Annotated in this window: 24 protein-coding genes and 1 pseudogene; 11 read left to right on the top strand and 14 right to left on the bottom strand. The window is 60.8% G+C overall.

Features of this window, described 5'->3' with window-relative positions; genetic code table 11:
• Nucleotides 1-137: 137 nt before the first annotated feature.
• From D8U70_RS21925 to D8U70_RS21910, 4 genes and pseudogenes are all read left to right on the top strand, one after another.
• The gene (locus D8U70_RS21925) at nt 138-674 is read left to right on the top strand and encodes a chalcone isomerase family protein (protein WP_024013354.1); all 537 of its coding nucleotides are present in this window, start codon (nt 138-140) and stop codon (nt 672-674) included.
• An 80-nt stretch (nt 675-754) separates the two neighbouring features.
• Nucleotides 755-2,074, top strand: coding sequence for an Nramp family divalent metal transporter (locus tag D8U70_RS21920; protein WP_130929709.1), 1,320 nt, complete (start codon nt 755-757; stop codon nt 2,072-2,074).
• Nucleotides 2,075-2,240: 166 nt separating this feature from the next.
• A complete protein-coding gene (locus D8U70_RS21915) occupies nt 2,241-3,461 on the top strand; it encodes a putative DNA modification/repair radical SAM protein (protein WP_130929708.1) in 1,221 nt (406 codons plus the stop codon).
• Nucleotides 3,458-4,276, top strand: a pseudogene (locus D8U70_RS21910) (TIGR03915 family putative DNA repair protein); the annotation flags it as partial. The gene D8U70_RS21915 and the pseudogene D8U70_RS21910, both read left to right, overlap by 4 nt.
• 284 nt (nt 4,277-4,560) lie before the next feature.
• Here D8U70_RS21910 and D8U70_RS21905 read toward each other — a convergent pair.
• The 5 genes from D8U70_RS21905 to D8U70_RS21885 all read right to left on the bottom strand — a co-directional run bounded on the left by D8U70_RS21905 (nt 4,561) and on the right by D8U70_RS21885 (nt 10,780).
• Nucleotides 4,561-5,580 carry a branched-chain amino acid aminotransferase gene (locus tag D8U70_RS21905; protein WP_016775201.1) on the bottom strand — a complete coding sequence of 340 codons (1,020 nt, stop codon included), beginning with the start codon at nt 5,578-5,580 and terminating at the stop codon, nt 4,561-4,563.
• 251 nt (nt 5,581-5,831) lie between these two features.
• Nucleotides 5,832-7,205, bottom strand: a complete 1,374-nt coding sequence (gene lpdA, locus D8U70_RS21900) for a dihydrolipoyl dehydrogenase (protein ID WP_130929707.1) — start codon at nt 7,203-7,205, stop codon at nt 5,832-5,834.
• A 4-nt stretch (nt 7,206-7,209) separates the two neighbouring features.
• Nucleotides 7,210-8,484: a dihydrolipoamide acetyltransferase family protein gene (locus D8U70_RS21895; RefSeq protein WP_130929706.1), complete on the bottom strand. Its 1,275-nt coding sequence runs from the start codon at nt 8,482-8,484 to the stop codon at nt 7,210-7,212.
• A complete protein-coding gene (locus tag D8U70_RS21890; RefSeq protein WP_003224000.1) occupies nt 8,485-9,543 on the bottom strand; it encodes an alpha-ketoacid dehydrogenase subunit beta in 1,059 nt (352 codons plus the stop codon).
• 1 nt (nt 9,544) lies between these two features.
• Complete coding sequence (locus tag D8U70_RS21885; RefSeq protein WP_071172847.1) at nt 9,545-10,780, bottom strand: 3-methyl-2-oxobutanoate dehydrogenase (2-methylpropanoyl-transferring) subunit alpha; 1,236 nt, start codon at nt 10,778-10,780, stop codon at nt 9,545-9,547.
• Nucleotides 10,781-10,965: 185 nt separating this feature from the next.
• On the opposite strand from D8U70_RS21885, the gene bkdR reads away from it, so the two are divergent.
• On the top strand, nt 10,966-11,454 hold the full coding sequence (gene bkdR / locus D8U70_RS21880) for a Bkd operon transcriptional regulator BkdR (protein ID WP_039762201.1): 489 nt from the start codon (nt 10,966-10,968) through the stop codon (nt 11,452-11,454).
• Nucleotides 11,455-11,631: 177 nt separating this feature from the next.
• On the opposite strand, the gene D8U70_RS21870 is transcribed toward bkdR, so the two are convergent.
• A complete protein-coding gene (locus D8U70_RS21870) occupies nt 11,632-12,495 on the bottom strand; it encodes an MBL fold metallo-hydrolase (RefSeq protein ID WP_016775195.1) in 864 nt (287 codons plus the stop codon).
• Between the two features lie 92 nt (nt 12,496-12,587).
• On the opposite strand from D8U70_RS21870, the gene D8U70_RS21865 reads away from it, so the two are divergent.
• From D8U70_RS21865 to D8U70_RS21850, 3 genes are all read left to right on the top strand, one after another.
• Entirely contained in the window at nt 12,588-12,929 is a 342-nt protein-coding gene (locus tag D8U70_RS21865; RefSeq protein ID WP_016775194.1) for a metalloregulator ArsR/SmtB family transcription factor, read from the top strand.
• 166 nt (nt 12,930-13,095) lie between these two features.
• Nucleotides 13,096-14,340 carry an FAD/NAD(P)-binding oxidoreductase gene (locus tag D8U70_RS21855; protein WP_130929705.1) on the top strand — a complete coding sequence of 415 codons (1,245 nt, stop codon included), beginning with the start codon at nt 13,096-13,098 and terminating at the stop codon, nt 14,338-14,340.
• A gap of 10 nt (nt 14,341-14,350) precedes the next feature.
• A complete protein-coding gene (locus tag D8U70_RS21850) occupies nt 14,351-15,151 on the top strand; it encodes a sulfite exporter TauE/SafE family protein (protein ID WP_130929704.1) in 801 nt (266 codons plus the stop codon).
• A 93-nt stretch (nt 15,152-15,244) separates the two neighbouring features.
• Here D8U70_RS21850 and D8U70_RS21845 read toward each other — a convergent pair whose 3' ends face one another.
• From D8U70_RS21845 to D8U70_RS21820, 6 genes are all read right to left on the bottom strand, one after another.
• A complete protein-coding gene (locus D8U70_RS21845; protein WP_071172844.1) occupies nt 15,245-16,525 on the bottom strand; it encodes a TRAP transporter large permease in 1,281 nt (426 codons plus the stop codon).
• Nucleotides 16,525-17,052, bottom strand: a complete 528-nt coding sequence (locus tag D8U70_RS21840; protein WP_130929703.1) for a TRAP transporter small permease — start codon at nt 17,050-17,052, stop codon at nt 16,525-16,527. The genes D8U70_RS21845 and D8U70_RS21840 overlap by 1 nt, the downstream gene beginning before the upstream one ends.
• Before the next feature lie 75 nt (nt 17,053-17,127).
• Nucleotides 17,128-18,099, bottom strand: a complete 972-nt coding sequence (locus tag D8U70_RS21835) for a TRAP transporter substrate-binding protein (protein WP_024013342.1) — start codon at nt 18,097-18,099, stop codon at nt 17,128-17,130.
• A 61-nt stretch (nt 18,100-18,160) separates the two neighbouring features.
• Complete coding sequence (locus D8U70_RS21830; RefSeq protein WP_130929702.1) at nt 18,161-19,054, bottom strand: SMP-30/gluconolactonase/LRE family protein; 894 nt, start codon at nt 19,052-19,054, stop codon at nt 18,161-18,163.
• A 43-nt stretch (nt 19,055-19,097) separates the two neighbouring features.
• The gene (locus D8U70_RS21825) at nt 19,098-19,922 is read right to left on the bottom strand and encodes an NAD(P)-dependent oxidoreductase (RefSeq protein ID WP_130929701.1); all 825 of its coding nucleotides are present in this window, start codon (nt 19,920-19,922) and stop codon (nt 19,098-19,100) included.
• A 272-nt stretch (nt 19,923-20,194) separates the two neighbouring features.
• On the bottom strand, nt 20,195-21,490 hold the full coding sequence (locus D8U70_RS21820; RefSeq protein WP_024013340.1) for an OprD family porin: 1,296 nt from the start codon (nt 21,488-21,490) through the stop codon (nt 20,195-20,197).
• Nucleotides 21,491-21,799: 309 nt separating this feature from the next.
• Here D8U70_RS21820 and D8U70_RS21815 point away from each other — a divergent pair, with 309 nt between their 5' ends.
• Nucleotides 21,800-23,455, top strand: coding sequence for an MFS transporter (locus tag D8U70_RS21815; RefSeq protein ID WP_071172840.1), 1,656 nt, complete (start codon nt 21,800-21,802; stop codon nt 23,453-23,455).
• Nucleotides 23,452-24,594 (top strand): HlyD family secretion protein, encoded by a 1,143-nt coding sequence (locus D8U70_RS21810; protein ID WP_071172839.1) that lies wholly within the window; start codon nt 23,452-23,454, stop codon nt 24,592-24,594. The genes D8U70_RS21815 and D8U70_RS21810 overlap by 4 nt, the downstream gene beginning before the upstream one ends.
• 63 nt (nt 24,595-24,657) lie before the next feature.
• On the opposite strand, the gene D8U70_RS21805 is transcribed toward D8U70_RS21810, so the two are convergent.
• On the bottom strand, nt 24,658-24,852 hold the full coding sequence (locus D8U70_RS21805; RefSeq protein WP_024013337.1) for a hypothetical protein: 195 nt from the start codon (nt 24,850-24,852) through the stop codon (nt 24,658-24,660).
• Between the two features lie 107 nt (nt 24,853-24,959).
• Here D8U70_RS21805 and thpR point away from each other — a divergent pair, with 107 nt between their 5' ends.
• Nucleotides 24,960-25,499, top strand: coding sequence for an RNA 2',3'-cyclic phosphodiesterase (gene thpR, locus D8U70_RS21800; protein WP_130929700.1), 540 nt, complete (start codon nt 24,960-24,962; stop codon nt 25,497-25,499).
• Between the two features lie 244 nt (nt 25,500-25,743).
• Here thpR and D8U70_RS21795 read toward each other — a convergent pair whose 3' ends face one another.
• Nucleotides 25,744-26,841: a polyamine ABC transporter substrate-binding protein gene (locus D8U70_RS21795; RefSeq protein WP_130929699.1), complete on the bottom strand. Its 1,098-nt coding sequence runs from the start codon at nt 26,839-26,841 to the stop codon at nt 25,744-25,746.
• Between the last annotated feature and the right edge of the window lie 81 nt (nt 26,842-26,922).

Genomic DNA, 26,922 nt, shown 5'->3' with positions numbered 1-26,922 from the left:
TCCATCGGGTCAGGATGAGCCACGTTAGCACTGCCGATTAAAGATTGCTGCCTATGTTCGCAATTTTTGTATACAAAAATTCAGGCGCGAATCCGGCTATGCTTTGATCATCACAATGCAGCGGAGACGATACGGCGATGAACAGAACACCCAAGCTCGTACGTGGCTGTTGTGGCATCGGCTTGTGGGCACTGTTGCTGACGCCGACGTGGGCCAATTGGCAGGACGCTGTGCCAGGGGCGCAAATCATCGGCAGTGGCGATTTCAGCGTGTTCGGCTTCGATGTTTACAGCGCGCGGTTGTGGAGTGCCGCGCGGCCTCTGGCGGACGGCCAGCCGTTTGCTCTGGAGCTGATCTACCGGCGCAACATCTCGCGAGACGATCTGGTCAGCACCAGCGTCGATGAGATCAAACGCCTGGCCGGTCCCCGGGTCACTTCAGCGCAATTGGCCGGCTGGCAGGCGCAGATGCAGCAATCCTTTGTCGACGTCCAGGCCGGCACGCGGATTACCGGCGTGTATCTGCCGGGGCAGGGCGCGCGGTTTTTTGTCGGGCAGAAGCTCCAGCATGAGATCGAGGATCCGCAGTTTGCCAAGGCGTTTTTCGATATCTGGCTGGATCCGCGAACACGCAGTCCCGAGTTGCGCGAGCAGTTGCTGGGGGTGAACCCATAGGTTCAGTGATCTTTGAGCTTCAAGGCATCAGGCGAAACGACTAAGCTGCCGGGCTCCCGTTTTTGTTTCTGGATGTGTGCGTGAAATTCAGTTTGCCCAAAATCGCCACCGCGCCGTTTTGCCCGCCGGAAGTGGCCGGCAGTGTTGCGGTTGATCCGACTGCCTCGTTCTTCAAACGTGTGCTGCGTTTCGCCGGTCCCGGTTTGCTGGTGTCGATCGGCTACATGGATCCGGGCAACTGGGCGACCGCGATCGAGGCCGGTTCGCGTTTTGGCTACAGCCTGTTGTTCGTGGTGCTGCTGGCGAGCCTGGCCGGCATGGTCGTGCAATGTCTGTGCTCGCGGCTGGGCATCGCCACTGGTCGCGATCTGGCGCAGTTGTCCCGCGAGCGCTACAGCACGCCGACCGCGCGCCTGCAATGGCTGCTGGCGGAAATCTCGATCATCGCCACCGACCTCGCCGAAGTGCTTGGCTGCGCTCTCGCGTTTCACTTGCTGCTCGGTTGCTCGCTGACCTTCGGTATCGCTCTGACGGCGTTCGACACGTTGCTGGTGCTGGCCCTGCAGAACCGGGGGTTCCGCCGGCTCGACGCGATCATGCTGGTGCTGGTCGCGACCATCGGTGTGTGTTTTTTCGTCGAATTGTTGTTGATCAAACCGTACTGGCCAGACGTGGCGCTGGGCTTTAAACCCTCGCTGTCCGCGATCAGCGATGCGGCGCCGCTGTATCTGGCCATCGGCATCCTCGGCGCCACCGTCATGCCGCACAACCTTTATCTACACACCTCGATCGTGCAAACGCGGATGATCGGCAAGGACCTGGCGAGCAAACAGGACGCGGTGAAACTGGCACGCATCGACACCATCGGTTCGCTGGCCCTGGCGCTGCTGGTCAACGCGGCGATCCTGATCCTCGCGGCGGCGGCGTTTCACCAGTCCGGGCACACCGATGTGGTCGACATTCAGGACGCTTATCATCTGCTCGATCCGCTGGTGGGCGGTGCGCTGGCCAGTGTGTTGTTCGGCGTGGCGCTGCTCGCGTCGGGGCAGAGTTCGACCTTCACCGGGACCATCGCCGGGCAGGTCATCATGGAAGGCTATCTGAACCTGCGCATCCCGTGCTGGCAGCGGCGTTTGATCACCCGCGGGCTGGCGCTGATTCCGGCGTTCATCGGCGTATGGCTGCTCGGTGATGGCGCTATCGGCAAGCTGCTGGTGTTGAGCCAGGTAGTGCTCAGCCTGCAACTGCCGTTTGCTTTGTACCCGCTGATTCGCATGACCAACGACCGGCAGTTGATGGGGCCGTTCGTCAATCGCTGGCCCACGCGGGTGCTGGCCTGGGGGCTGTTTGTGTTGATCAGCGGGGCGAACAGTTGGTTGATATTGCAGTGGGCGGTTTGATCACTGTGTTGCGGTGACTGGCAGGGCCTGTTCGCGAGCAGGCTCGTTCCCACTGGTTGCGCGGGTGATGGCAATTCAGGTGATCAGCCGACGAGGGGTCATCCATCAACTTGTTTCGCGGCGGGCGAGCCTATACTGTATATGCACACAGTAAAGAGCCCGCGCCATGCAAATCATCGACAAGCTCAGCATCCTCGCCGACGCCGCCAAGTACGACGCCTCCTGCGCCAGCAGTGGTGCGCCCAAGCGCAGCTCCGAGGGCAAGAGCGGGCTCGGTTCGACGGACGGCATGGGCATTTGCCACAGCTACACGCCGGACGGGCGCTGTGTGTCGTTGCTGAAAATCCTGCTGACCAACTTCTGTCTTTACGATTGCCAGTACTGCGTCAACCGCCGTTCCAGCGATGTGCCACGTGCGCGCTTCACCCCGGAAGAAGTCGTGACGCTGACCATTGATTTCTACCGCCGCAACTGCGTCAGCGGCCTGTTTCTCAGTTCCGGGATCATTCGCTCGGCGGACTACACCATGGAGCAACTGGTGCGCGTGGCGAAGCTGCTCCGTGAAGAGCACGAATTTCGCGGCTACATCCATTTGAAGACCATTCCGGAAGCCGATCCGACCTTGATCGAGGAGGCTGGGCGTTACGCCGACCGCCTCAGCGTCAACATCGAACTGCCCACCGACGCCAGCCTGCAGACACTGGCGCCGGAGAAGGACATCACCTCGATCAAGCAAGCGATGAACACCATCTACACCGGCGTGCAGACGGTATTGAACGAACCGCGCTCGGCAAAATTCGCCCCGGCCGGGCAGAGCACGCAACTGATCGTCGGTGCCGATGACACCGATGACAGCACCATCCTCCACAGCGCTCAATCCCTGTATGGCAACTTCCGTTTGCGCCGGGTCTATTACTCGGCATTCAGTCCGATCCCCGACAGCCCGAAAAGCGTGCCGCTCGCCGCGCCACCGCTGATGCGCGAGCACCGTTTGTATCAGGCTGATTTCCTCCTGCGCAGCTACGGCTACAGCGCTGACGAATTGCTCAAAGGCCCGGGCAATCTGGCGCTCGATATCGACCCGAAGCTGGCCTGGGCGCTGGAAAATCGCGAAGTGTTCCCGCTGGACCTCAATCGTGCCGACGCGACGTTGATCGCACGCATCCCGGGCATCGGCTTGCGCACCACCGAGCGCCTGGTCGAGCTGCGCCGTCAGCGCCGCATCCGTTACGAAGACGTCGCGCGGATGCGCTGTGTGCTGGCCAAGGCCAAGCCGTTCATCATCACCAGCGATTACCACCCGCAACAGGCGGAAGTCACCAGCCACATGCTCTACCAGCAATTGCGCGACCGGCCGATGCCGCAGCAGATGGGGTTGTGGGGATGATCAGTCTCGATTGTGACGATCTGTTCGACACCTGGCGCCAGCAGGCGCGCTGGTTGCTCAGCCATGAGATCGATCCGAGTCTGGTGAGCTGGGCGGCGGAAGGCGTTGGCGATCTGTTTGCCAGTGATGATCACATGCCCGAAGGGCAGGGGCCGTTTCAGGCGCGTATTCCCCGTGCGCTGCTTGCCACCCTCGAACAAGCGGCGCGCTATCGCGGCGAACAGCGCTGGAGCCTGTTGTATGAAGTGCTCTGGCGGGTCAGTCACGGCGACCGCACGGCGATGATGGCCGGCGACAAACTCGGCAGCGAGTTGCAGCGCCGCATCAAGCAGGTCAGCCGCGAGGCCCATCATCTGCATGCATTCGTGCGTTTCATCGAGCGGCCCAAGGATCTGCCTGGTCCACAATACGTGGCGTGGCACGAACCGGCCCATGACATCCTGCACAGCGCCAGCGAGCATTTCATCGGGCGCATGGGCCAGCATCGCTGGTTGATCGCCACACCGCGTGACGGCGTTTATTACGACGGTGAGCAATTGATTCACGAGCGGCAGTGCCCGATTGAATGGCAGCAACTGGCGCAGAACGTCGACGATCCCCACGGCGATTTGTGGTTGACCTACTACAGCCACATCTTCAACCCGGCGCGGTTGAACCCGAAGGTCATGCAAGGGCATCTGCCGGTGCGGTTCTGGAAGAATCTGCCGGAGGGTGAGTTGATACCGGGATTGATCACCCAGGCGCGGATGGGCAAGCAACAGAATGGGCAGGCGAGCGGGATTGCTGATCGACTTGGTAAACGGATTGCCTTGAAGAGCGAAAAGCCTACCCTCACCCCAGCCCTCTCCCGGAGGGAGAGGGAGCCGACCGAGGTGTTCTTGCGAACTCCATCGACCTGAATGGCCGAGGCGAACGCGATTTTTGAAAAGCGCACAAGTCGGCTCCCTTTCCCCCTCGCCCCCTTGGGGGCGGTCCGACGTTTCGGGAGGGCTGGGGTGAGGGGGTGACGTTCTTCAATACGACACCAGAGCCCAGCCCTACAAAAAAGCCCCCCACCAATCGCTCGGTGGAGGGCTTTTGAGCATCAGCGGTCGTCAGATCAAACCTTGACGATCCAGCCCGCTGGCGCTTCGATGTCGCCGGTCTGCACGCCAGTCAGCTCTTTGTAGAGCTGCTGGGTTACCGGGCCTACCTCGGTTTCGCTATGGAACACATGCAGGTGGTCGTTGTAGCTGATGCCGCCAATCGGCGTGATCACCGCAGCGGTACCGCAGGCACCGGCTTCCTTGAAGTCCGACAGCTTGTCGATCAGCACGTCGCCTTCAACCACTTCCAGGCCCAGACGCGATTTGGCCAGTTCGATCAGCGACAGGCGGGTGATGCCTGGCAGAACCGATGGCGAGTTCGGGGTGACGAACTTGTTGTCGTGGGTGATCCCGAAGAAGTTGGCCGAACCGACTTCCTCGATCTTGGTGTGGGTCATCGGATCGAGGTAGATCGCGTCGGCGAAGTTGGCTTTCTTGGCTTTCGAGCCCGGCATCAGGCTGGCGGCGTAGTTGCCACCGACCTTGGCCGCACCGGTGCCTTGCGGGGCCGCGCGGTCGTAGCTGGAGATCTGGAAGTTGTGCGGGGTCAGGCCACCCTTGAAGTAGGCGCCGACCGGGATGCAGAAAATCGAGAAAATGAATTCGGGCGCGGTGCGTACGCCGATGTTGTCACCGACGCCGATCACGAACGGGCGCAGGTACAGCGCGCCGCCAGTGCCGTAAGGCGGGATGAAACGCTCGTTGGCGCGGACCACGGCTTTGCAGGCTTCGATGAACTGCTCGGTATCGACCGTCGGCATCAGCAGACGCGCGCAGCTGCGTTGCATGCGCAGGGCGTTCTGGTCCGGGCGGAACAGGTTGATCGAGCCGTCCTTGCAGCGATAGGCCTTCATGCCTTCGAAGCACTGCTGACCATAGTGAAGGGCGGTGGAGCCTTCGCTGATGTGCAGGACGTTATCTTCGGTCAGGGTGCCTTTGTCCCACTCGCCATCGCGGAAGTACGACAGATAGCGCTTGTCGGTCTTGATGTAGTCAAAACCCAGCTTGTCCCAATTGATGCTTTCGTTACCCATGACACCCTCTATCACTGAACAACCGCCGAAACGGTTCAAGGCTTCTGACGTTTTTTTGGATGGGCACAACAATACTTCATTCTTGAGCGGTTTCGCAGCCGGAATTCGCTCCGCTGATCGTTCCCTCGACTGATCGTTCCCACGCTCTGCGTGGGAATGCCTCATCGGACGCTCCGCGTTCGGCTGTTGGGACGCAGAGCGTCCCGGGCTGCATTCCCACGCGGAGCGTGGGAACGATCAATTTGACGGATTTACAGGTGCAGCGCATGCCCCAGCGCCCGCAACGCCGCTTCCTGCACCGCTTCGCCCAAGGTGGGGTGGGCATGAATGGTGCCGCCGATGTCTTCCAGTCTCGCGCCCATTTCCAGGCTCTGCGCAAAAGCCGTCGACAATTCGGAGACACCGACCCCCACCGCTTGCCAGCCAACAATCAAATGATTGTCGCGACGTGCGACCACGCGGACGAAGCCGCTTTTCGATTCCAGGGTCATTGCGCGGCCGTTGGCGGCGAACGGGAAGCTTGCAACGATGCAGTCCAGTCCGGCAGCCTTGGCCTCGTCCGGAGTTTTGCCGACCACCACCAGTTCCGGGTCGGTAAAGCACACGGCGGCGATGGCGGTCGGGTTGAATTCGCGGCGCTTGCCACTGATCAGCTCGGCAACCATTTCGCCCTGAGCCATGGCGCGGTGGGCCAGCATCGGTTCGCCGCTCACGTCGCCAATGGCGTAGACGTTGCGCATGCTGGTCTGGCAACCGCTGTCGATCCTGATCGCCGAACCATTCATGTCCAGATTCAACGCTTCGAGATTGAAGCCCTGCGTATTGGGTTTGCGTCCGACCGCGACCAGTACCTGATCGGTTTCCAGATTGAGGGTTTCGCCTTCAGGATCGCGCACCTGCAACGTGCCGTCGAAACCGAGCACGCTGTGCTTGAGGTACAGTTTCACGCCCAGCTGCTTCAGCGCTTCATGCACCGGTTGCGTCAGTTCTGCGTCGTAAGCCGGCAGGATGCGGTCCTGCGCCTCGACCACGCTGACTTCGGCGCCGAGCTTGCGATAGGCGATGCCCAGCTCCAGGCCGATGTAACCACCGCCGACCACCACCAGACGTTTCGGCACAGATGTTGGCGCCAGCGCTTCGGTGGAGGAGATAATCGGCCCGCCAATCGGCAGGATCGGCAGGTTGACGCTGGTCGAACCGGTGGCCAGCACCAGATGTTCGCACTGGATGCGCGTTTCGCCGACTTCCACGGTTTTGCCGTCGATGATTTTCGCCCAGCCGTTGATGACCTGAATCTTGTTTTTCTTCAACAGCGCGGCGACGCCAGTGGTCAGGCGATCAACGATGCCGTCCTTCCACTCGACGCTTTTGCTGATATCCAGGGTCGGCGCGGCAACGCTGATGCCCAACGCCGAATGCTGGCTGTGATGCTGCGTCTGATGAAACTGCTCAGCCACATGAATCAGCGCTTTCGACGGAATGCAGCCGATATTCAGGCAGGTACCGCCCAACGATTGGCCTTCGACCAAAATGGTCGGAATACCCAATTGCCCGGCGCGGATCGCCGTGACGTAACCGCCGGGGCCGCCGCCGATAATCAGCAGCGTGGTGTTCAAAGTCTGCATTCCATTACTCCACAAACAAGGTAGCGGGTTGTTCGAGCAAGCCACGGATGGCCTGAATGAAAAGCGCCGCATCCATGCCGTCGACCACGCGGTGATCGAAGGAGCTGGAGAGGTTCATCATCTTGCGGATCACCACCTGGCCTTTGACCACCATTGGCCGCTCGACGATTTTGTTCACGCCGACAATGGCCACTTCCGGCAGGTTCAGCACCGGCGTGCTGACAATGCCGCCCAGCGCACCGAGGCTGGTCAGAGTAATGGTCGAACCGGACAGCTCATCGCGGCTGGCCTTGCCATTGCGCGCGGCGTTGGCCAAACGCGAAATTTCCGCGGCGCTGTCCCACAGGCTGCGCGCTTCGGCGTGACGCACCACGGGCACCATCAGGCCGACATCGCTTTGCGTGGCGACGCCGACATGCACCGCACCGAGGCGGGTGATGACTTGCGCTTCGTCGTCGTAACGGGCGTTCATCTGCGGGAAGTCGCGCAGGGCCACCACCAGCGCGCGAACGAGGAACGGCAGCAAGGTCAACTTGCCACGGCTGGCGCCATGCTTTTCATTCAGATGCGCACGCAGTTCTTCGATCGCGGTGACGTCGATTTCTTCCACATAACTGAAGTGCGCGGCACGCTGAGTGGCGTCCTGCATGCGCTGGGCGATCTTGCGGCGCATGCCGATCACTTGAATCTGTTCTTCGTCGTGGCGCTGGGCATAAGCGGCAGCGGCCGGCGCCGAAGCGTTCGACTGACCTTGCGCCAGATAGGCCTCAAGATCCTCATGCAACACGCGACCGGCCGGGCCGCTGCCGCGCACCAGACGCAATTGAATGCCCAGATCCAGCGCATGTTTGCGCACGGCCGGCGATGCGAGCGGGCGTTCATCCGCTTCGCGAGCAACCATCGGACCCTGGCAAACGGTCGCCGGACGTGGTGCGGCGGCTGCGGCGGGTTTGCTTTCGACAGCGGCTTCAACTTTCGGCGCAACCGGTGCTTCTTTGACAGCCGCGGGTGCGGCGGACTCTTTAAGGTTGCCAGCCCCTTCGACTTCGATGCTGATCAGCACACTGCCGACCGCCATCACTTCACCCGGCTGACCACCAAGGGCAATCACCTTGCCATGCACCGGCGACGGAATATCGACCATCGCCTTGTCGGTCATCACATCCGCCAGCACCTGGTCTTCAACCACCAGATCGCCAACCTTGACGTGCCACTGCGACAGTTCTACTTCTGCGATGCCTTCGCCGATGTCCGGCATCTTGATAACGTGCGTGCCCATTCAGACCTCCATGACCCGTTTCAACGCCGCGCCCACGCGGGACGGCCCTGGGAAATACGCCCACTCCTGCGCGTGCGGGTAGGGAGTGTCCCAACCGGTGACGCGCTCGATCGGCGCTTCCAGGTGATGGAAGCAATGCTCTTGCACCAGCGATACCAGCTCGGCGCCGAAACCGCAGGTGCGGGTAGCTTCGTGAACCACCACGCAGCGGCCGGTTTTCTTCACCGACTTGACGATGGTTTCCAGGTCCAGCGGCCACAGGCTGCGCAGGTCGATGACTTCGGCATCGACACCGGATTCTTCGGCAGCGACTTGCGAGACGTATACGGTGGTGCCGTAGGTCAGCACGGTCACGTCCTTGCCCGGGCGAGTGATCGCGGCAACGTCCAGCGGCACGGTGTAGTAACCGTCCGGCACCTGGGCTTGCGGGTGTTTCGACCACGGAGTTACCGGGCGGTCGTGATGGCCATCGAACGGGCCGTTGTACAGGCGTTTCGGCTCAAGAAAGATCACCGGGTCATCGTTTTCGATGGAGGCGATCAGCAGGCCTTTGGCGTCGTAGGGGTTGGACGGCATGACCGTGCGCAGACCGCAGACCTGAGTGAACATCGCCTCGATGCTCTGGCTGTGGGTCTGGCCGCCGTAGATGCCGCCGCCGCAAGGCATGCGCAGGGTCATCGGTGCGGTGAATTCGCCAGCCGAGCGATAACGCAGGCGCGCCGCTTCGGAGATGATCTGGTCGGAGGCGGGGTAGACGTAGTCGGCGAACTGGATTTCGGCAACCGGACGCAAACCGTAGGCGCCCATGCCGACGGCGACACCGACGATGCCGCTTTCCGAAATCGGTGCGTCGAACACCCGCGAGGTGCCGTACTTGGTCTGCAGGCCTTCGGTGCAGCGGAACACACCGCCGAAGTAGCCGACGTCCTGACCGAAGACGACGACGTTGTCATCACGCTCAAGCATCACATCCATGGCCGAGCGCAGGGCCTGGATCATGGTCATGGTGGTCGTGGTCATGGCGGTTTCCAACTGAATATTGTTGTTGTGATCGTTCATGTCAGATCCCCAACTGCTGACGCTGGCGCTTCAAGTGCTCCGGCATCTCTTTGTAGACGTCTTCGAACATGGTCGCGGCGCTCGGAATCTGCCCGCCGGCGAGGGTGCCGTACTGTTCGGCCTGTTTCTGCGCGGCAATCACTTCGGCTTCGAGTTCGGCGCTGACGGCGGCGTGCTCTTCCTCTGACCAGTGACCGACCTTGATCAGGTGCTGTTTCAGACGCGCGATCGGATCGCCGAGCGGGAAGTGGCTCCAGTCATCGGCAGGGCGGTATTTCGAAGGGTCGTCGGAGGTCGAGTGCGGGCCGGCGCGGTAGGTGACCCATTCGATCATGGTCGGGCCGAGGTTGCGCCGGGCGCGTTCGGCAGCCCAAGCGGAAGCGGCGTAGACCGCGTAGAAATCGTTGCCGTCGACCCGCAGCGAGGCGATGCCGCAACCGACGCCGCGTCCGGCGAAAGTCGTGGCTTCACCGCCGGCGATGGCCTGGAAGGTGGAAATTGCCCATTGGTTATTCACGACATTGAGGATCACCGGCGCGCGATAAACGTGGGCGAAGGTGAGGGCGGTGTGGAAGTCCGATTCGGCGGTGGCACCGTCACCGATCCACGCCGAAGCGATTTTCGTATCGCCCTTGATCGCCGAGGCCATGCCCCAGCCAACGCCCTGAATGAATTGGGTGGCGAGGTTGCCGGAGATGGTGAAGAAACCGGCGTCCTTGACCGAGTACATGATCGGCAGCTGGCGGCCCTTGAGCGGATCGCGCTCGTTGGACAGCAGTTGGCAGATCAGGTCGACCAGCGGCACATCGCGGGCCATCAGGATGCTCTGCTGGCGATAGGTCGGGAAGCACATGTCGTCGATGTTCAGCGCCAACGCCTGGGCGCTGCCGATGGCTTCTTCGCCAAGGCTCTGCATGTAGAACGACATCTTTTTCTGCCGCTGGGCGACAACCATGCGGTTGTCGTAGATGCGCGTCTTGAGCATCGCGCGCATGCCTTTGCGCAGGATCTCGACCGGCACGTTTTCGGCCCACGGGCCGAGGGCGTTGCCCTGATCGTCAAGCACGCGAATCAGGCCACGGGCGAGGTCGGCGGTATCGGCAGGTTCTACATCAACAGGAGGTTTGCGCACCGTACCGGCATCGGTCAGATGCAGGTAGGAAAAATCGGTTTTGCAGCCGGGACGGCCCGAGGGTTCAGGGACGTGCAGGCGCAGCGGTTCATACGCTTGGGTCATGGCTTCTACGCTCGATCTTGTGAATTTCTTGTAGTGAGCTGGCAGTCATTCCCGGGTAGGGGAAATCTTGTCCTACAACAATCATAGGCGTGGCCAAGAAGAATATTTCTCTGTGTTTCGTTGCGCTGGCGACCATTTGCAGATAGAAATTCTGCATAAACATAAAAAACAGGTGGTTTTGTCTCATGCGCAAACTGGACCGTACCGACATCGGCATTCTCAACAGCCTTCAGGAGAACGCGCGCATCACCAACGCCGACCTCGCCCGTTCGGTGAACCTGTCGCCGACGCCATGCTTCAACCGGGTCAAGGCCATGGAAGAGTTGGGTCTGATTCGCGAGCAGGTCACGCTGCTGGATGCCGATCTGCTGGGGCTGCATGTGAATGTGTTCATTCACGTCAGTCTGGAAAAGCAGGTAGAGGAGGCGTTGCAGCATTTCGAGGAAGCGATTTCTGATCGGCCTGAGGTGATGGAGTGCTATCTGATGGCGGGCGACCCGGACTATCTGATCCGCGTGCTGGTGCCGAGCATTCAGTCGCTGGAACGCTTCATGATGGATTTTCTGACCAAGGTGCCGGGGGTGGCGAACATCCGCTCCAGCTTTGCGCTCAAGCAGGTGCGTTATAAGACCGCGTTGCCGTTGCCTGCGAACGGTTTGACGTTGGGGACGTGAAGATCAAAACATCGCAGCCACGGCAGCTCCATTCGCCGATCGTTCCCACGCTCCGCGTGGGAATGCATCCCGTGACGCTCTGCGTCACTTCTTGAGGCGGAACGCGGAGCGTCCCTGGCGGCATTCCTTTGCTGCGCGTGGGAACGATCAGTTGGCTTCGCGCGTGAATCAGCGCGGTCAGAGTTTGTTGAGCGGGATCTTCAGGTAAACCACGCCGTTGTCCTCAGGCGCCGGCAGATTCCCCGCCCGCACGTTCACCTGAATCGCCGGCAGCAGCAACGTCGGCATGCCTAACCCAGCGTCACGTGTCGTGCGCATCTCCACGAACGCCGCTTCATCGATCCCGTCATGCACATGAATATTGCTTTTGCGCTGTTCGCCGACAGTGGTCTGGCACTGCGAGGCGCGGCCCTCGGGCGGGTAATCGTGGCAGACGTAAAGCTTCACGCTGGCCGGAAACGCCAGCAGCTTCTGGATCGACTTGAACAATTGCTGCGCATTGCCGCCAGGGAAATCACAGCGCGCGGTGCCGACATCGGGCATGAACAGCGTGTCACCCACCAGGATCTGCTCGCCGTCGATCAGGTACGCCATGTCCGCTGGCGTATGGCCGGGGACGTGCAGGGCGGTGGCCTTGAGATTGCCGATCATGAACGACTCGTTCGGCGCGAACAGGTGATCGAACTGCGAGCCATCGACGCAAAATTCCGGCTCCAGATTGAACAGCGCCTTGAACACATTCTGCACTTTGCTGATCGATTCGCCGATGGCGATCTTGCCGCCCAGTTCACGACGCAGGTACGGCGCGGCAGACAGGTGATCGGCGTGGGCGTGGGTTTCCAGCAGCCATTGCACTTGCAGCCGATGCGCACGCACGAAAGCGATGATCTTGTCCGCCTGCGCCGTGCCGGTGCGCCCGGCGGCGCCATCATAGTCGAGCACCGGGTCGACGATCGCGCACTGGCCGCCGTCGGCTTCATAGACCACGTAGCTGTAGGTCGAGGAGGCAGGGTCGAGGAACGCTTCAATCAGGGCGGGCATGGCGAAAACCTGTGCTGGGGAATTTCGGGTTGCAACACTTTATGTAAAAACATAATGTTCGCAGCTTAAGTGACCTTCAAGGCCTCGTGCAAATGCAATCCAGTCTGACCGAATGTGAAGTCGCCCAACTGCGCGCCTCGGCGTCCAAAGCCTGCGCCTTGCTCAAAGCCCTGGCCAATGAGGATCGTCTGTTGATCCTCTGTCAACTGACCCAGGGCGAACGCAACGTCGGCGAGCTGGAAAAAATGACCGGCGTACGCCAGCCGACGCTGTCCCAACAACTGGGCATCTTGCGCGATGAAGGCCTGGTCGCGACCCGCCGCGAAGGCAAATACATTTTCTACGGCCTGGCCAGTCACGAAGTGATCCAGGTGATGAAGACCCTGTCGGGGCTGTATTGCGGAGCGGTACTCAAGAGCTGGGAACAGCCATAAATGCCAGCCCTCACAAACATCTCCTGTGGGAGCGAGCCTGCTCGCGAAGGCGGCGTGTCAGCCGACGAATAGTTGACTGAGCCACCGCTTTCGCGAGCAGGCTCGCTCCCACAGGTTCTTTGGTTTGACCCGAACAAATCCTTGCGTGCAGCAAAAGGAACAAGCAATGAACGATCAACACTGGGGCCCATCCATCAGTGCGGACATCGTGGTCATCGGCGGCGGCACGGCCGGCATCGGTTTTGTCGCCAGCCTGCTCAAGCGTGACCCGCAACTCAAAATCACCGTGATCGAGCCGAGTTCACAGCACTACTACCAACCGGCGTGGACGCTGGTCGGCGGTGGTGCGTTTGATATGAAAGACACCGTCAGGCCGATGAGCAAAGTCATGCCGCGTCAGGCGACGTGGATTCAGGCCAGTGTCAGCGCCATCGACCCGCAAAGCCGCCAACTCACCCTCGACGACCAGCGCACCGTCAGCTATCAGAACCTGATCGTCTGCCCCGGCCTGCGCCTGGCCTGGGAGAAAATCGAAGGTTTGCAGGAAAGCCTCGGTCAGCACGGCGTCACCTCCAACTACAGCTATCAACACGCCCAGTACACCTGGGATCAAGTGCAGAAACTGCGCGACGGCCGGGCGCTGTTCACCCAGCCAGCGATGCCGATCAAATGCGCCGGCGCACCGCAGAAGGCCCTGTATCTGTCTTGCGATTACTGGCGCAAATCCGCCGTGCTGAAAGACATCAATGTCGAATTCAATCTCGCTGGCGCTGCGCTGTTTGGCGTGCCGACCTTCGTGCCGCCGTTGATGAAGTACATCGAACAGTACGACGCGCAACTGGCGTTCAACTCGAATCTGGTCAAGGTCGACGGCCCGGCAAAAACCGCGTGGTTTGAAGTCAAGGACGCCGATGGCAATGTCAGCCGGGTCGCGAAAACTTTCGATCTGCTGCACGTCGTGCCGCCACAAGTCGCGCCGGATTTCATCGCACAGAGTCCGCTGGCCGATGCCGGCGGTTGGTGCGAGGTCGATCCGCACAGCCTGCAGCATCCGCGCTATCCCGAGGTGTTCGCACTGGGCGATATCTGCGGCACCAGCAACGCGAAAACCGCCGCAGCGGTGCGCAAGCAGGTGGTCGTCGTTGCGCAGAACCTGCTGGCCGCGCGCAAACAACAGCCGCTGCCGCTCAAGTACGACGGCTACGGCTCGTGCCCGCTGACGGTGGAGAAGGGCAAGGTGATCCTCGCCGAGTTCGGCTATGGCGGCAAACTGCTGCCGACTTTCCCGCTGGACCCGACCGTGGCCCGCCGTTCGGCATGGTGGCTGAAAGCGACGCTGCTGCCGTGGTTCTACTGGCACGGCATGCTCAAGGGCCGCGAATGGCTGACGCGTCTGTCCAGAGTCGACTGAGAAAACTCCTATGTTGCTGGCAAGTCTGTTTGGCGTGGTGATGGGGTTGGTCCTCGGCCTGACCGGCGCGGGCGGCGGGATTCTCGCGGTGCCGGCGCTGGTGCTCGGGCTCGGCTGGACGATGACGCAAGCGGCGCCGGTAGCCTTGTTTGCGGTCGGCAGCGCGGCAGCGGTCGGGGCGATCGATGGTTTGCGCCATGGTCTGGTGCGTTACCGCGCAGCGCTGTTGATCGCGGCATTGGGCGCGGTGTTTTCGCCGCTGGGGATCTACTTCGCGCATCAGTTGCCGGAAAAGATTCTGATGATTCTGTTCAGCCTGCTGATGGTCCTGGTCGCCTGGCGAATGTTCAGAAAGGACCGTCAGCAAGCGGGGCCGAGCGATCACGGCCATGCCAGTTGGGGGCAGAAAAACTGCATGCTCAACGAGCAGACCGGGCGCTTCGACTGGACCGCCAAATGCACCGCCACCCTGGCTGCACTGGGAGCGGTTACTGGCGTGGTTTCGGGTTTACTGGGCGTCGGCGGCGGCTTTCTGATTGTGCCGGCGTTCAAGCAACTGACCGATGTGCAGATGCGCGGCATCGTTGCGACGTCGTTGATGGTGATCAGTCTGATTTCCGCGATCGGGGTGATCGGCGCGTTTCATGCGGGGGTGCGTATCGACAGCCAGGGCGCGGCGTTCATTGTCGCCAGCATCGTTGGCATGCTCATCGGTCGCAGGCTGTGCGCGCAGGTGCCGGCGCGGGCGTTGCAGGTGGGGTTTGCCAGTGTCTGTCTGGTGGTGGCGGGGTACATGTTATTGCGGGCGTGAAGAGCAAAGATCGCAGCCTCGTTGCACTCGACAGCTCCTACAAGAGATTGCGTTCCTGTAGGAGCTGCCGAAGGCTGCGATCTTCTCAGCGGGTTACAACACCAGGTGCGGCAGCCACAGCGAAATCGCCGGAACGTAGGTCACCAGCAGCAACACCAGGAACAGCACGCCATAGAATGGCAGCAGCGCTTTTACGGTGCTTTCGATACTGACCTTGCCCACCGCCGAGCCGACGAAGAGCACGGCGCCCACCGGCGGTGTTATCAATCCGATCCCCAGGTTGACCAGCATGATCATGCCGAACTGCACGGGATCGACACCGATGCCCATGATCACTGGCATCAGGATCGGCGTGAGGATCAGAATCAGCGGCGCCATGTCCATCACCGTGCCAAGCAACAGCAGCATGACGTTGATGCACATGAGGATCACGTAGCGGTTGTCCGACAGGGTCAGGAACAGCGTGGTGATCTTCGCCGGGATCTGCATCAGGGTCATGATGTAGCCGAAGCTGGCGGCGAAACCGATCAGGATCATCACAATGGAGATGGTGCGCACCGTGCGGTGCATCAGCTTGGGCAGTTCGCTCCATTTGTAGTCGCGGTAGATGAACATGGTCACGAAGAATGACCACAGCACGGCGATGGCCGCCGATTCAGTGGCGGTGAAAATCCCCGAGAGAATGCCGCCGAGGATGATCACCATCGCCATCATGCCCCACAGGGCTTCGCCGACGATCTTCAGCGCCTGGCGCATCGGAATCACTTCGCCCTTGGGGTAGTTGCGCTTTTTCGCGAAGATCAGGCACAGCACCATCAGGCAGGCGCTCATCATCAGGCCTGGGACGATGCCGGCCATGAACAGCGAAGCGATCGACACCGTACCGCCAGCGGCCAGCGAGTAGAGCACCGAGTTGTGGCTTGGCGGAGTCAGCAGGGCTTGCACCGAACCGCTGACGGTCACGGCGGTGGAGAAGTCCCGTGGATAGCCCTTGCGTTCCATTTCCGGAATCAGCACCGAGCCTACCGACGCGGTGTCGGCCACCGACGAACCGGAGATCGCGCCGAAGAACGTCGAGGCGACGATGTTGACCAGTGACAGGCCACCACGGACGAAACCTACCAGCACGCCGGCACACGCCACTAGACGGCGCGACATGCCGCCCTCGGCCATGATCGCACCGGCGAGGACGAAGAACGGAATGGCCAGCAGCGAGAATTTGTTCACCCCCGAGGCGACCTGGATCATCACCGCCTGGAATGGAATGTCGATCCACCAAGCGCCGATCAGCGCAGCGGCGCCCAACGCGTAAGCGACCGGCATGCCGATCAGAATCAATACGATAAAACTGCCCAGCAGAATCAGAGCGTCCATTAAGCGGCACCTTCACTTTCTTCAACCAGGTCGAACTGCACGACCCGACGTTTGCTCTGGTCACCGAGCAAAAGTTTTTCCACGACAAAAATCAGCGTCAGCAAACCGCCCACGGGAATCGGCAGATAGGTCACGCCAACCCGCAGATCGGGCAGGGCTGCCATGAACTGGTTCCAGGTGGACATGCACAGCTTGGTGCCCCAGATGGTCATGAAGATGCAGATGGCCGCCATCAACAGTTGCGAAAAAATCGCCGCTGCGGCTTTCATTTGCGCAGGCATGCGGTCGGTGAGCATGGCCACGGCCATGTGCGCACCGGCGCGGTAACTGGCGGCGGCGCCGATGAAGGTGAACACCATCATCAGCAGGATCGCCGTCGGCTCAGGCCAGCTCGAACCGGTGCCGAGTACATAGCGGGCGAACACGCCCCAAGGGATCATCAGGGAAATCGCCAGGACAGAAAGGCCGGCGACCCAGATGCACGTCATGTAGATCTTGTCGTTGATACGCAGCAGCAGATTCTTCATCGGGTTCCACCGTAACCGGGCGCGCCTGAACCGCTGGCGCGCCGGGCCTTGTTCATGAGTACGGAGCGGGAGGCGTTACTGAACGGCTTCGATCTTTTTGATCAGATCGGCATAAGGCGCGCCGTATTTCTCGCGAACCGAGGCGGTAGCTTCGTAGAAAGGTTTCTTGTCAACGGTGATGAACTCGACGCCGGCGGCCTTGAGTTTTTCTTCACTGGCGGCGGACTTCTTGTCCCACAGTACGCGCTCTTCAGCCTGGGCAGCCTTGGCAGCTTTTTTCACCAGTTGCTGTTGATCCGGAGTGAGTTTTTCCCAAGTGATTTTCGACATCACGATTGGCTCCGGCAGGATCAGGTGACCGGTCAGGCTGTAGAACTTGGCGTTCTGGAAGTGGTTGTGTTCGAGCAGGGTCGGCGGGTTGTTTTCCGCACCGTCGATCACGCCAGTCTGCAGGGCGCTGAAGATTTCGCCGGTGTCCATGGCGATACCGTTGGCACCCATGGCGTTCATCATGTCGATGAACATCGGGTTGCCTTGCACGCGAATTTTCATGCCCTTGAGGTCTTCGAGCTTGCGCACCGGTTTTTTGGTGTAGATGTTGCGTGTACCGCCGTCCATCCACGCCAGGGCCACCAATTTGAATTCGGAGTTGGTGATCTTGTCGAGAATCTCATCGCCCACCGGGCCATCGATGACGTTACGCATATGTTGCTGGTCGCGGAAAATGAACGGCATGTTGAACACGTTCACATCCGGCACCACAGGGCCGACGATACCCAGGCTGACGCGAGACATCTGTATCGCGCCGAATTGCATCTGCTCGATGACTTCTTTTTCCGAACCGAGCACGCCGCCCGGGAAGTACTTGAAGGTCAGCTCGCCGTTGGTTTCCTTGGTCAGGGTCTTGCCCATGCTTTCTTCGGCTTCCACGGTGGGATAACCCTTGGGGTGGATGTCGGCGACTTTAAGTTCCAGTGCCTGAGCGGCACCAGCGAAGGTGAACATCAGCGGGAGTGCAGCGGCGAGCAAGGTGCGTTTGAAGTTCATGAGGGGTGAGTCTCCAGTCTTGTTATTTTTGTGTTCAAGGCGCAGCGGTGCAGCAGAGGGTCTAAAGCAAATCGTTGAATTGCGGTTCGGCGAGGCCTTTGACGCCTGGCTTCAGGGCGAACACGCCGCCGGCCAGCGATTGCGGGTCGTGGTCATCGCCGGGGCGAATCGAGGCGACAAACAAGGTGTCCAGGTTGCTGCCGCCGAAGGCGCACATGGTCGGTTTCTTCACCGGTACTTCAAGCGAGAAATCCAGTCGGCCGTCCGGGGCGAAGCGGTGGATCAGGCCGGCGTCGTTGGCGCAGATCCAGTAGCAGCCTTCGGCATCCACGGCGGCGCCATCGGGGCGGCCGGGGAAATGATTCATGTCGACGAAGATTCGGCGATTCGATGGCGTGCCGGTCTCGGTGTCGTAATCGAAGGCCCAGATCAGTTGCACATTGGGGTGCGAATCCGACAGGTACATGGTTTTGCCGTCAGGGCTGAAAGCGAGGCCGTTGGGCACGATGAAGCCATCCAGCTGCGCTTCGATCACGCCCGTCTGCCCGGCGCCGTAGCGATAGAGCCGGCCTTCAGACGCGTTCAGGCCCATGTTCAGCACCATGCTGCCCGCCCAGAAACGCCCTTGGCGATCACAGCGACCGTCATTGAGGCGCATGTCGGCGCGGCTGTGCTCGACGGTAGCGAGCAACTCACTGTCGAGGCTGCCGTCGCTGTGCGGGTGCAGTCGAAAGAATCCGCTTTCCATGCCAGCGACCCAGCCGCCACTGCGGTGGCGGGTGATGCAGGCGAGCATTTCCGGGGCCTTCCACGAGGCAACATGCCCGCTGTCAGCGCTCCAGCGTTGCAGCCCGCCGTTGGGAATATCGACCCAGTACAGAGCGTTTTCCTGCGGCACCCAGACCGGGCTTTCACCGACCGCGTTGCGGGCGTCGACGATCAATTCGGCTTGCATACTCATTCCCATGGTTTTTATTGGAGGGGATCAAGTCGAACGGTCAGTCGCCGAACGGGCCTGCTGCGGCGAAGGCGCCGCCTTGGTAGATCCGCGCCGGATCATCGTCGGCTGGCATCGGTTGCGCTTCGACCTTGTCGCGGAAGATTTCCGAGGTGTCCTTGGCTTCGAAACCGAGGTGGCTGGCGTAGCGATTGTCCCACCAGACGTCTTTGTTGGCGGACATGCCGTAGACCACGGTGTGGCCGACGTTCGGTGTGTACAGCGAGCGTTCGAGCAGTTGCGTGAGATCGTCGAAGCTCAGCCAGGTGTGCATCATCCGGCGGTTCTGCGGTTCGGGGAACGAGGAGCCGATGCGGATGCTGACGGTTTCGATGCCGTAGCGATCGAAGTAGAAACTGGCCATGTCTTCGCCGTAGGACTTGGACAGACCGTAGTAACCATCGGGACGACGCGCCGAGGTGGCGTCGAGCTGTTGGTCCTGTTTGTAGAAACCGATGACGTGGTTGGAACTGGCGAAGATCACCCGCTTCACACCGTGCTTGCGCGCCGCTTCGTAAATGTGGAACACGCCGCTGATGTTGGCACCGAGGATTTCTTCGAACGGGCGCTCGACCGAAACGCCGCCGAAATGCAGGATCGCATCGACCCCTTCGACCAGTTGATGCACGGCTTGCTTGTCGGCGAGGTCGCAGAGCACGACTTCTTCGTGGTCATCGACGGCCGGGGCGAGGGCGGCGATGTCGGACAGGCGCAGCACATTGGCGTAAGGGCGCAGGCGTTCGCGCAACACTTTGCCCAGGCCGCCGGCGGCACCGGTCAGCAGCAGGCGGTTGAAAGGAGCGCGGGGGGTAGAGGTAGACGTCATGGCAATCCCTGAACACATTGTTATTAGGTTTGTTGTAGGTTGTCGTATGACTGCGCTGAAGTATCGGTAGGGTTTCCGGATCTTGTCAACGCGACTTTTGGTGTAGATGACGGAAGGGACGATTCATTTTCTCAAGACCCGATACCTGCCTTGCAATGCAATTCCCTTGTGGGAGCGAGCCTGCTCGCGAATGCCGTGTGCCAGTCAGAACAAATCGACTGGTCCGGCGCTTTCGCGAGCAGGCTCGCTCCCACAGGGTAAACCGCCAACCGTTACAACAACGAAATCGGATAGCTGATAAAAATCCGGTTCTCGTCAAATTCGTTGGTGCTGAAGTCCCGGCGAATGGTCGCGTTGCGCCATTTCACGTTGAGGTTCTTCAGCGGGCCGCTCTGCACGGTGTAGGCCAGTTCCGATTCGCGGCCCCATTCCTTGCCGTCATTGGTGGTGGCGGTGTGTACGTTATCGCCGCTGATGTAGCGGTTCATCAGGGTCAGGCCAGGCACGCCCAGCGCAACGAAGTTGTAGTCGTGACGCACCTGCCAGGAGCGCTCTTTGGCGTTGTCATAACTGGCGTTGTAACTGTCGTTGGCCAGGGTGCCGCCGCTGGTGCCGTTGACGCGCATCCACGCATCGTCGCCGGTGAGTTTCTGCAGGCCGACGTAGAAGGTGTTGCCGCCATACTTGGCCGAGAGCAGGGCGAACGCGGTCTTGTTGTCGAGGTCGCCGGCCTGAGCGCTGCCGTCTTCCTTGCCGGTGAAGAAACCGAGGTTGGCGCCCAGCGTCCAGTCGCCCATCGGCTGGCTGTGGCTGAGGTTGAAATACTGCTGCTGGTAGATGTCGGTGAGCTCGGCGTACCACACGCCGACCATCGTGCGTTTTTCGTTGAAGCTGTATTCGCCGCCGCCGAAGTTGAAGCGATCGGAGGTGAATGCACCGCGGCCGTTCATCGACATGTCTTCCATGCTCGCGTCGTTGCGCGGGCTGTTGCCACGGAACTGGCCGCCGTAAACGGTCAGGCCGTTGATCTCGGTGGACGTAATCTGGCCACCGCGAAAGGTCTGCGGCAGGGAGCGGCCGTCGTCGGAGCGCAGGATCGGCAGCACCGGCATCCATTCACCGACTTTCAATTCGGTCTTCGAGACTTTGGCTTTCAGCGCCACGCCGAGGCGACCGAAATTGTCGGCCGGGCGACCGTCATCATGAATCGGCAACAACTGCGTACCGCCAGTGCCTTTGCCACCATCGAGCTTCTGCGAGTACATGCCAAGGATGTCGAGGCCGAAGCCGACGGTGCCCTGGGTGAAGCCGGATTTGGCGTCGAGAATGAAGTTCTGCGTCCATTCTTCAGCCTTGCCCTGCGGATTGGCCGGGTTGACGAAGTTGCGGTTGAAGTAGGCGTTGCGCAGGTTCAGCGTGGCTTTGCTGTCGTCAAGAAAGCCTTCGGCATCGGCGCTCATCGGCAGGGCCAGAGCGAGGCTGCTGCAACCGATCAGGCTCAGGGTCGAACGCGGTTTGAAATGGGCAAAACGTGAAGGGCGGACGGAATTGCGGGCGAGTGGGCTCACTGTGACGCTCCCTGGATCGTTTGTTGTTTTTATTATTTGTCATACGTCGTCGTACAACATCGATGCGGATATTTCCCAGATTTACGGGGATTGTCAACTGGAAGTTATGCGATGACCTCCCATGCGACGCCGAACCCCTGTGGGAGCGAGGCTGCTTGCGAATGCGGACTTTCCTTCAATGAAGTTGTCGACTGACACAGCGCTTTCGCGAGCAGGCTCGCTCCCACCGGGTTCCTTGGTGTCCGTCGAGTCGTGTATTGCCTGTCAAATTGCGGCAAACTTCCTCTACCCCCAGCACCAGGCCGATCCATGGATAAATACGCCCCGCGCAACTGGCAACCCCACGAAAAGCCCAGCCTGCCCGGTTCCCCATCGACCCCGTTGCACTCCACGCCCAAGCGCCTGGCTTATGCGGCGGTTGGCGTGCTGGTGGCGGTGACTGGTGGGTTGGGCAACTCGCTGGTGGTTGCCAACCTGCCTTACCTGCAAGGCTCGCTCGGCGCGACCACGGCGGAGATGGCCTGGCTGCCGGCGGCGTATGTGATGACCAACGTATCGATGAACCTGCTGCTGGTGAAGTTTCGCCAGCAGTTCGGCTTGCGCGCGTTCACCGAAGTGTTTCTGGTGCTGTATGCACTGGTGACCTTCGGCCATTTGTTCGTCAACGATCTCAACTCGGCAGTGGCGGTGCGGGCTGCCCACGGCATGGTCGGTGCGGCGCTGAGCTCGCTGGGTCTGTATTACATGGTCCAGGCATTCCCGGCGAAGTGGCGGCTCAAAGCGTTGGTGCTCGGCCTCGGCACGTCGCAATTGGCGTTACCGCTGGCGCGGCTGTTTTCCGAAGACCTGTTGCAGATCGCCGAATGGCGCGGTCTGTACCTGTTCGAATTGGGCATGGCCCTGCTGTCACTTGGCTGTGTCTTACTGCTGAAGTTGCCGCCCGGTGACCGCTTCAAAACCTTTGAAAAACTCGATTTCCTCACCTTCGCCATCCTCGCCACTGGTGTAGCGTTGTTGTGCGCGGTGTTGTCGCTGGGGCGGATCGACTGGTGGCTGGAGGCGGACTGGATCGGCGTGGCGCTGGCCTGTTCGATCGCGCTGATCATCATGGGCCTGGCCATCGAGCACAACCGCAGCAACCCGATGTTGATGACCCGCTGGCTGGGCAGCGGAACGATGATCCGCCTGGCGCTGGCGGTGACTCTGATCCGCATGGTCACCTCGGAGCAATCCACCGGCGCCGTGGGGTTCATGCAGAACCTCAACATGGGCTATGAGCAGTTGCACAGTCTGTATGTGGTGATGCTGATCGGCAGTATCGCCGGGCTTGCCACCAGCGCACTGACCATCGACCCCAAACATTTGCTGATGCCGTTGATCATTTCCTTGGCGCTGATGGCCACCGGTTCGGTGATGGACAGCTTCTCGAACAACCTGACCCGCCCCGAAAACATGTATTTCAGTCAGTTCCTGCTGGCGTTCGGCAGTACGTTTTTTCTCGGCCCGACCATGGTCTTCGGCACGCGTAACGTGCTGACCAATCCGCGCAACCTGGTGAGTTTTTCCGTGCTGTTCGGGATCTGCAATAACCTCGGCGGACTGCTCGGCGCGGCGTTGCTCGGCACTTTTCAGATCGTGCGGGAGAAGTACCATTCCAGCCACATCGTCGATCATCTGGTGATGTCCGACCCGTTGGTGGCCGCGCGGGTGCAGAGCGGCGGCTCGGCCTTCGGCGGTTTGCTGGCGGACCCGAGCCTGCGCAATCTGGCCGGCATTCGCAGCCTCGCCAATGCGGCGACACGCGAAGCGAACGTGCTGGCCTATAACGATGTCTTCATGCTGATCGCGGTCATTGCCGTCCTGACCATGATCTGGCTTTCGATACGCGCGTTGTGGCTGATGAGCACCACCAAAGCCATTGAACCGACACCTTCCGTACCACCCAGCGGTGCCACTTCTTCATGACCGAACCGACCACCACAACCACCAACGCCATCGCCGCCACACCTGAAGGGGAGGCGCCGCCATCGTCACCGAATACCGCGCCGCGTTCGCTGCGGGTGCGGATCATCTCTTCGCTGGGCTTTGCCGCAATCGCCATCGTCGGCGTGCTGATCGTGCTGTATGCGTGGCAACTGCCGCCGTTCAGCAGTGCAGTCGAAACCACCGAAAACGCCTTGGTGCGCGGGCAGGTGACGATCATCGGCCCGCAGCTCAGCGGCTATGTGTTCGAGGTGCCGGTGCAGGACTTCCAGTACGTCAAGGCCGGGGATCTGCTGGTGCGTCTGGACGACCGCATTTATCAGCAACGCCTCGACCAGTCTCTGGCACAACTGGCGGTGCAGAAGGCCGGACTGGCCAACGTCGTGCAGCAGCGCAACAGCGCTGAAGCGACGATCAAATTGCGCCAGGCAGTGCTCGCCGACAGCCAGGCGCAGTTGCGCAAGAGCGAGGCGGATCTGCGGCGTAATCAGGAACTGGTGCGCGACGGCTCGGTGTCCAAGCGCGAATTCGACGTGACTCTCGCTGCCAACGCGCAGAGCACGGCTTCTGTGGCGCAGGCCAAGGCCAATCTGGAAATCGCCCGGCAGGATCTGCAAACGGTGATCGTCAATCGCGGCTCGCTGGAGGCCGCCGTGGCCAGTGCCGAAGCAGCGGTGCAACTGGCGCGCATCGATCTGTCGAACACGCGGATCGTGGCTCCGCGCGACGGCCAGCTCGGGCAGATTGGCGTGCGCCTCGGCGCCTACGTCAACTCCGGCGCGCAATTGATGGCGCTGGTCCCGGACCAGAAATGGGTGATCGCCAACATGAAGGAAACCCAGATGGCCAACGTACGTGTCGGGCAACCGGTGCGCTTCACCGTCGACGCCTTGAACCACCGCAGATTCACTGGCCATGTGCAGCATATTTCGCCGGGCACCGGCTCGGAATTTGCCTTGCTGCAGGCCGACAACGCCACCGGTAACTTCGTCAAGATCGCCCAGCGCGTGCCGGTGCGCATCACCATCGATCCCGATCAGCAGGAAGAAGAACGCTTGCGGCCGGGGATGTCAGTGGTTGTCAGCATCGACACCGCCGCCGGCGACACCCAACCCCACTGATCAATGCATGACCCAAGGAGCGAGCCTGCTCGCTCCCACAGGATTAGTGCTCACGGGCTCTATTCATTCGGGCGAGGGGGTGACCCGGCAACTTTTGCGGTTGCGGATCTGCTCGTCGCTGGGCCTCTCACGAACGAATTCGAAGCGCGGTTCGCCTTCGCTGTAATGCACCAGCCAGCCCCATTCCAGTTCGCTTTCGTCCTGTCCGGGATGCGGTGGCCGGGCCCACCAGGGTTCTTTGCTGAGGATCTCGCGCATGGCAGCCTCCGGTTGATGGCAATCCTTGAACTATAGCTTCCTGTCGCGAGTCGTCAGAACAGGCTGTGTAGAATCGGCGCGATCATGACGATATGGGGGGCAGGGCGATGATGGATGAAGTGCGCAGGGATGAACCGTCGAAACGGCTGTTTTTCGCTTTGGACTGCCCGCCGGCGCAGCGCAAGGCAATCGCCCAGTGGCGCGCGGAACTGGGCCTGCGCAGCGGCAAACCGGTGCCGGCGGATAATTTTCATCTGACCCTGATGTTTCTCGGTGCGGTGCCGCTGGCGCAGATTCACGGCGTCTGCGAAGCAGCGGGCAGTGTGCGTATTCCCGGCGAAACGTTGCGCATTGCGCTGGATCGCTTGCAGGTCTGGCATCGCCCCGGTGTGCTATCGCTGGCACCGGAACAGGCGCCGCCCGCGTTGTTGCGCCTGGTCTACGCGCTGGAGCAGGCGATGCTGCCGTTCGGTTTTGACGAGCCCACCCACGAGTTCCGCCCGCACCTGACACTGGCGCGGGAGTACCGCGCGCCGGAGCCGGAATCGCGCACGCCGCCGGAGTTCTTTCTGCGTGCTGAACGCTTCGCTCTGTTCGAATCGCACAAGGGTCGCTATCGGGTTTTGCAGGACTGGCCGCTGATCTGAACGGACAAAAAAAGGCGCCCGAAGGCGCCTGCAAATTCACCCGAGCCGAGGGAGCCGGGTGAGGCCGTTCAGATCAGGGTGCAGCGGTGGTAAGGCGCTGCGTGAACGGAAAATTTTCAGCACTGTATTGCTTCATTGTGGGAGCGAGCCTGCTCGCGAAAGCGTCGGCACATCCAATATTTTCGTCGCCTGTCCCACCGCCTTCGCGAGCAGGCTCGCTCCCACATTTTGATCATCGGTGTTTTTATTTACCGAGCTTCACCCGCGTCCAGCCACGGGTCATGATCCGCTGCGTGGCAATCGGCTGATCCGGCACTGCATACAAGGTCGCCATCACCGCTTGCGACGGATACGAGCCCGGTTCGTTGCGGATCGCTTCGTCCACCAGTGGCGTGGCCGCTGCGTTGGCGTTGCTGTAGCCGATGCTGTTGGTGACTTCGGCAATGATGTCCGGGCGCATCAGGAAGTCCATGAACAGGTAGGCGTTGTCGACGTTTGCCGCATCACGGGGGATGGCGACCATGTCGTAGAAGCTGCCGGCGCCTTCCTTGGGAATGCTGTAGTCGATCACCACCTTGTTGCCCGATTCCACTGCGCGGGCCTTGGCCTGCAGGACGTCGCCGGAGTAACCGACCGCCACGCAGATGTTGCCGTTGGCCAGATCGGAGATGTACTTCGAGGAATGGAAATACGCCACGTACGGGCGGATTTTCATGAACAGCGCTTCGGCTTCGGCGATGTGCGCCTTGTCCTTGTCGTTCACCGGATAGCCCAGATAGTGCAGGGCGGCCGGGAGCATTTCGGTCGGCGAATCGAGGAAACTGATGCCGCAGGCTTTGAGCTTTTCCGCGTTCTCCGGTTTGAACAGTAAGTCCCAGGAGTTGGTCGGGGCGTTGGCGCCGAGAACTTCCTTGACCTTCGCCGGATTGAAACCGATGCCGATCGAGCCCCACATGTACGGGAACGCATGCGCGTTGTCCGGATCACTGGCGGAAGCGTTTTTCAACAGTACCGGGTTGAGATTCTTCCAGTTCGGCAGCTTCGATTTGTCCAGTGGTTGATAGACGCCAGCCTTGATCTGTTTGGCCAGGAAACTGTTCGACGGCACGACGATGTCGTAGCCGGATTTGCCTGCGAGCAGGCGCGCTTCCAGGGTTTCGTTGCTGTCGAAGATGTCGTAGGTCACGCGAATGCCAGTCTCGTCTTCGAACTTTTTCACGGTGTCCGGCGCGATGTAATCGGACCAGTTGTAAACACGCAGCACCTTGTCGTTGGCCTGGGCGCCCATGACCATTGCGCCCATGAAGGACAGTGTCAGCAGAGTCCTGCCAAACATTTTCATCGGTACAACTCCCTTCTTCTTATTCAACAAAACAAAAGCTCGGTGCACTTGAACCTTGTGGCGAGGGGATTTATCCCCGCT

The organism is Pseudomonas sp. Sample_20 (assembly GCF_004307585.1).
Taxonomy (GTDB): Bacteria; Pseudomonadota; Gammaproteobacteria; order Pseudomonadales; family Pseudomonadaceae; genus Aquipseudomonas; species Aquipseudomonas atacamensis.
Note: the sequence above shows the minus strand (reverse complement) of the source record. Positions and strands in the feature narration are given on the sequence as shown.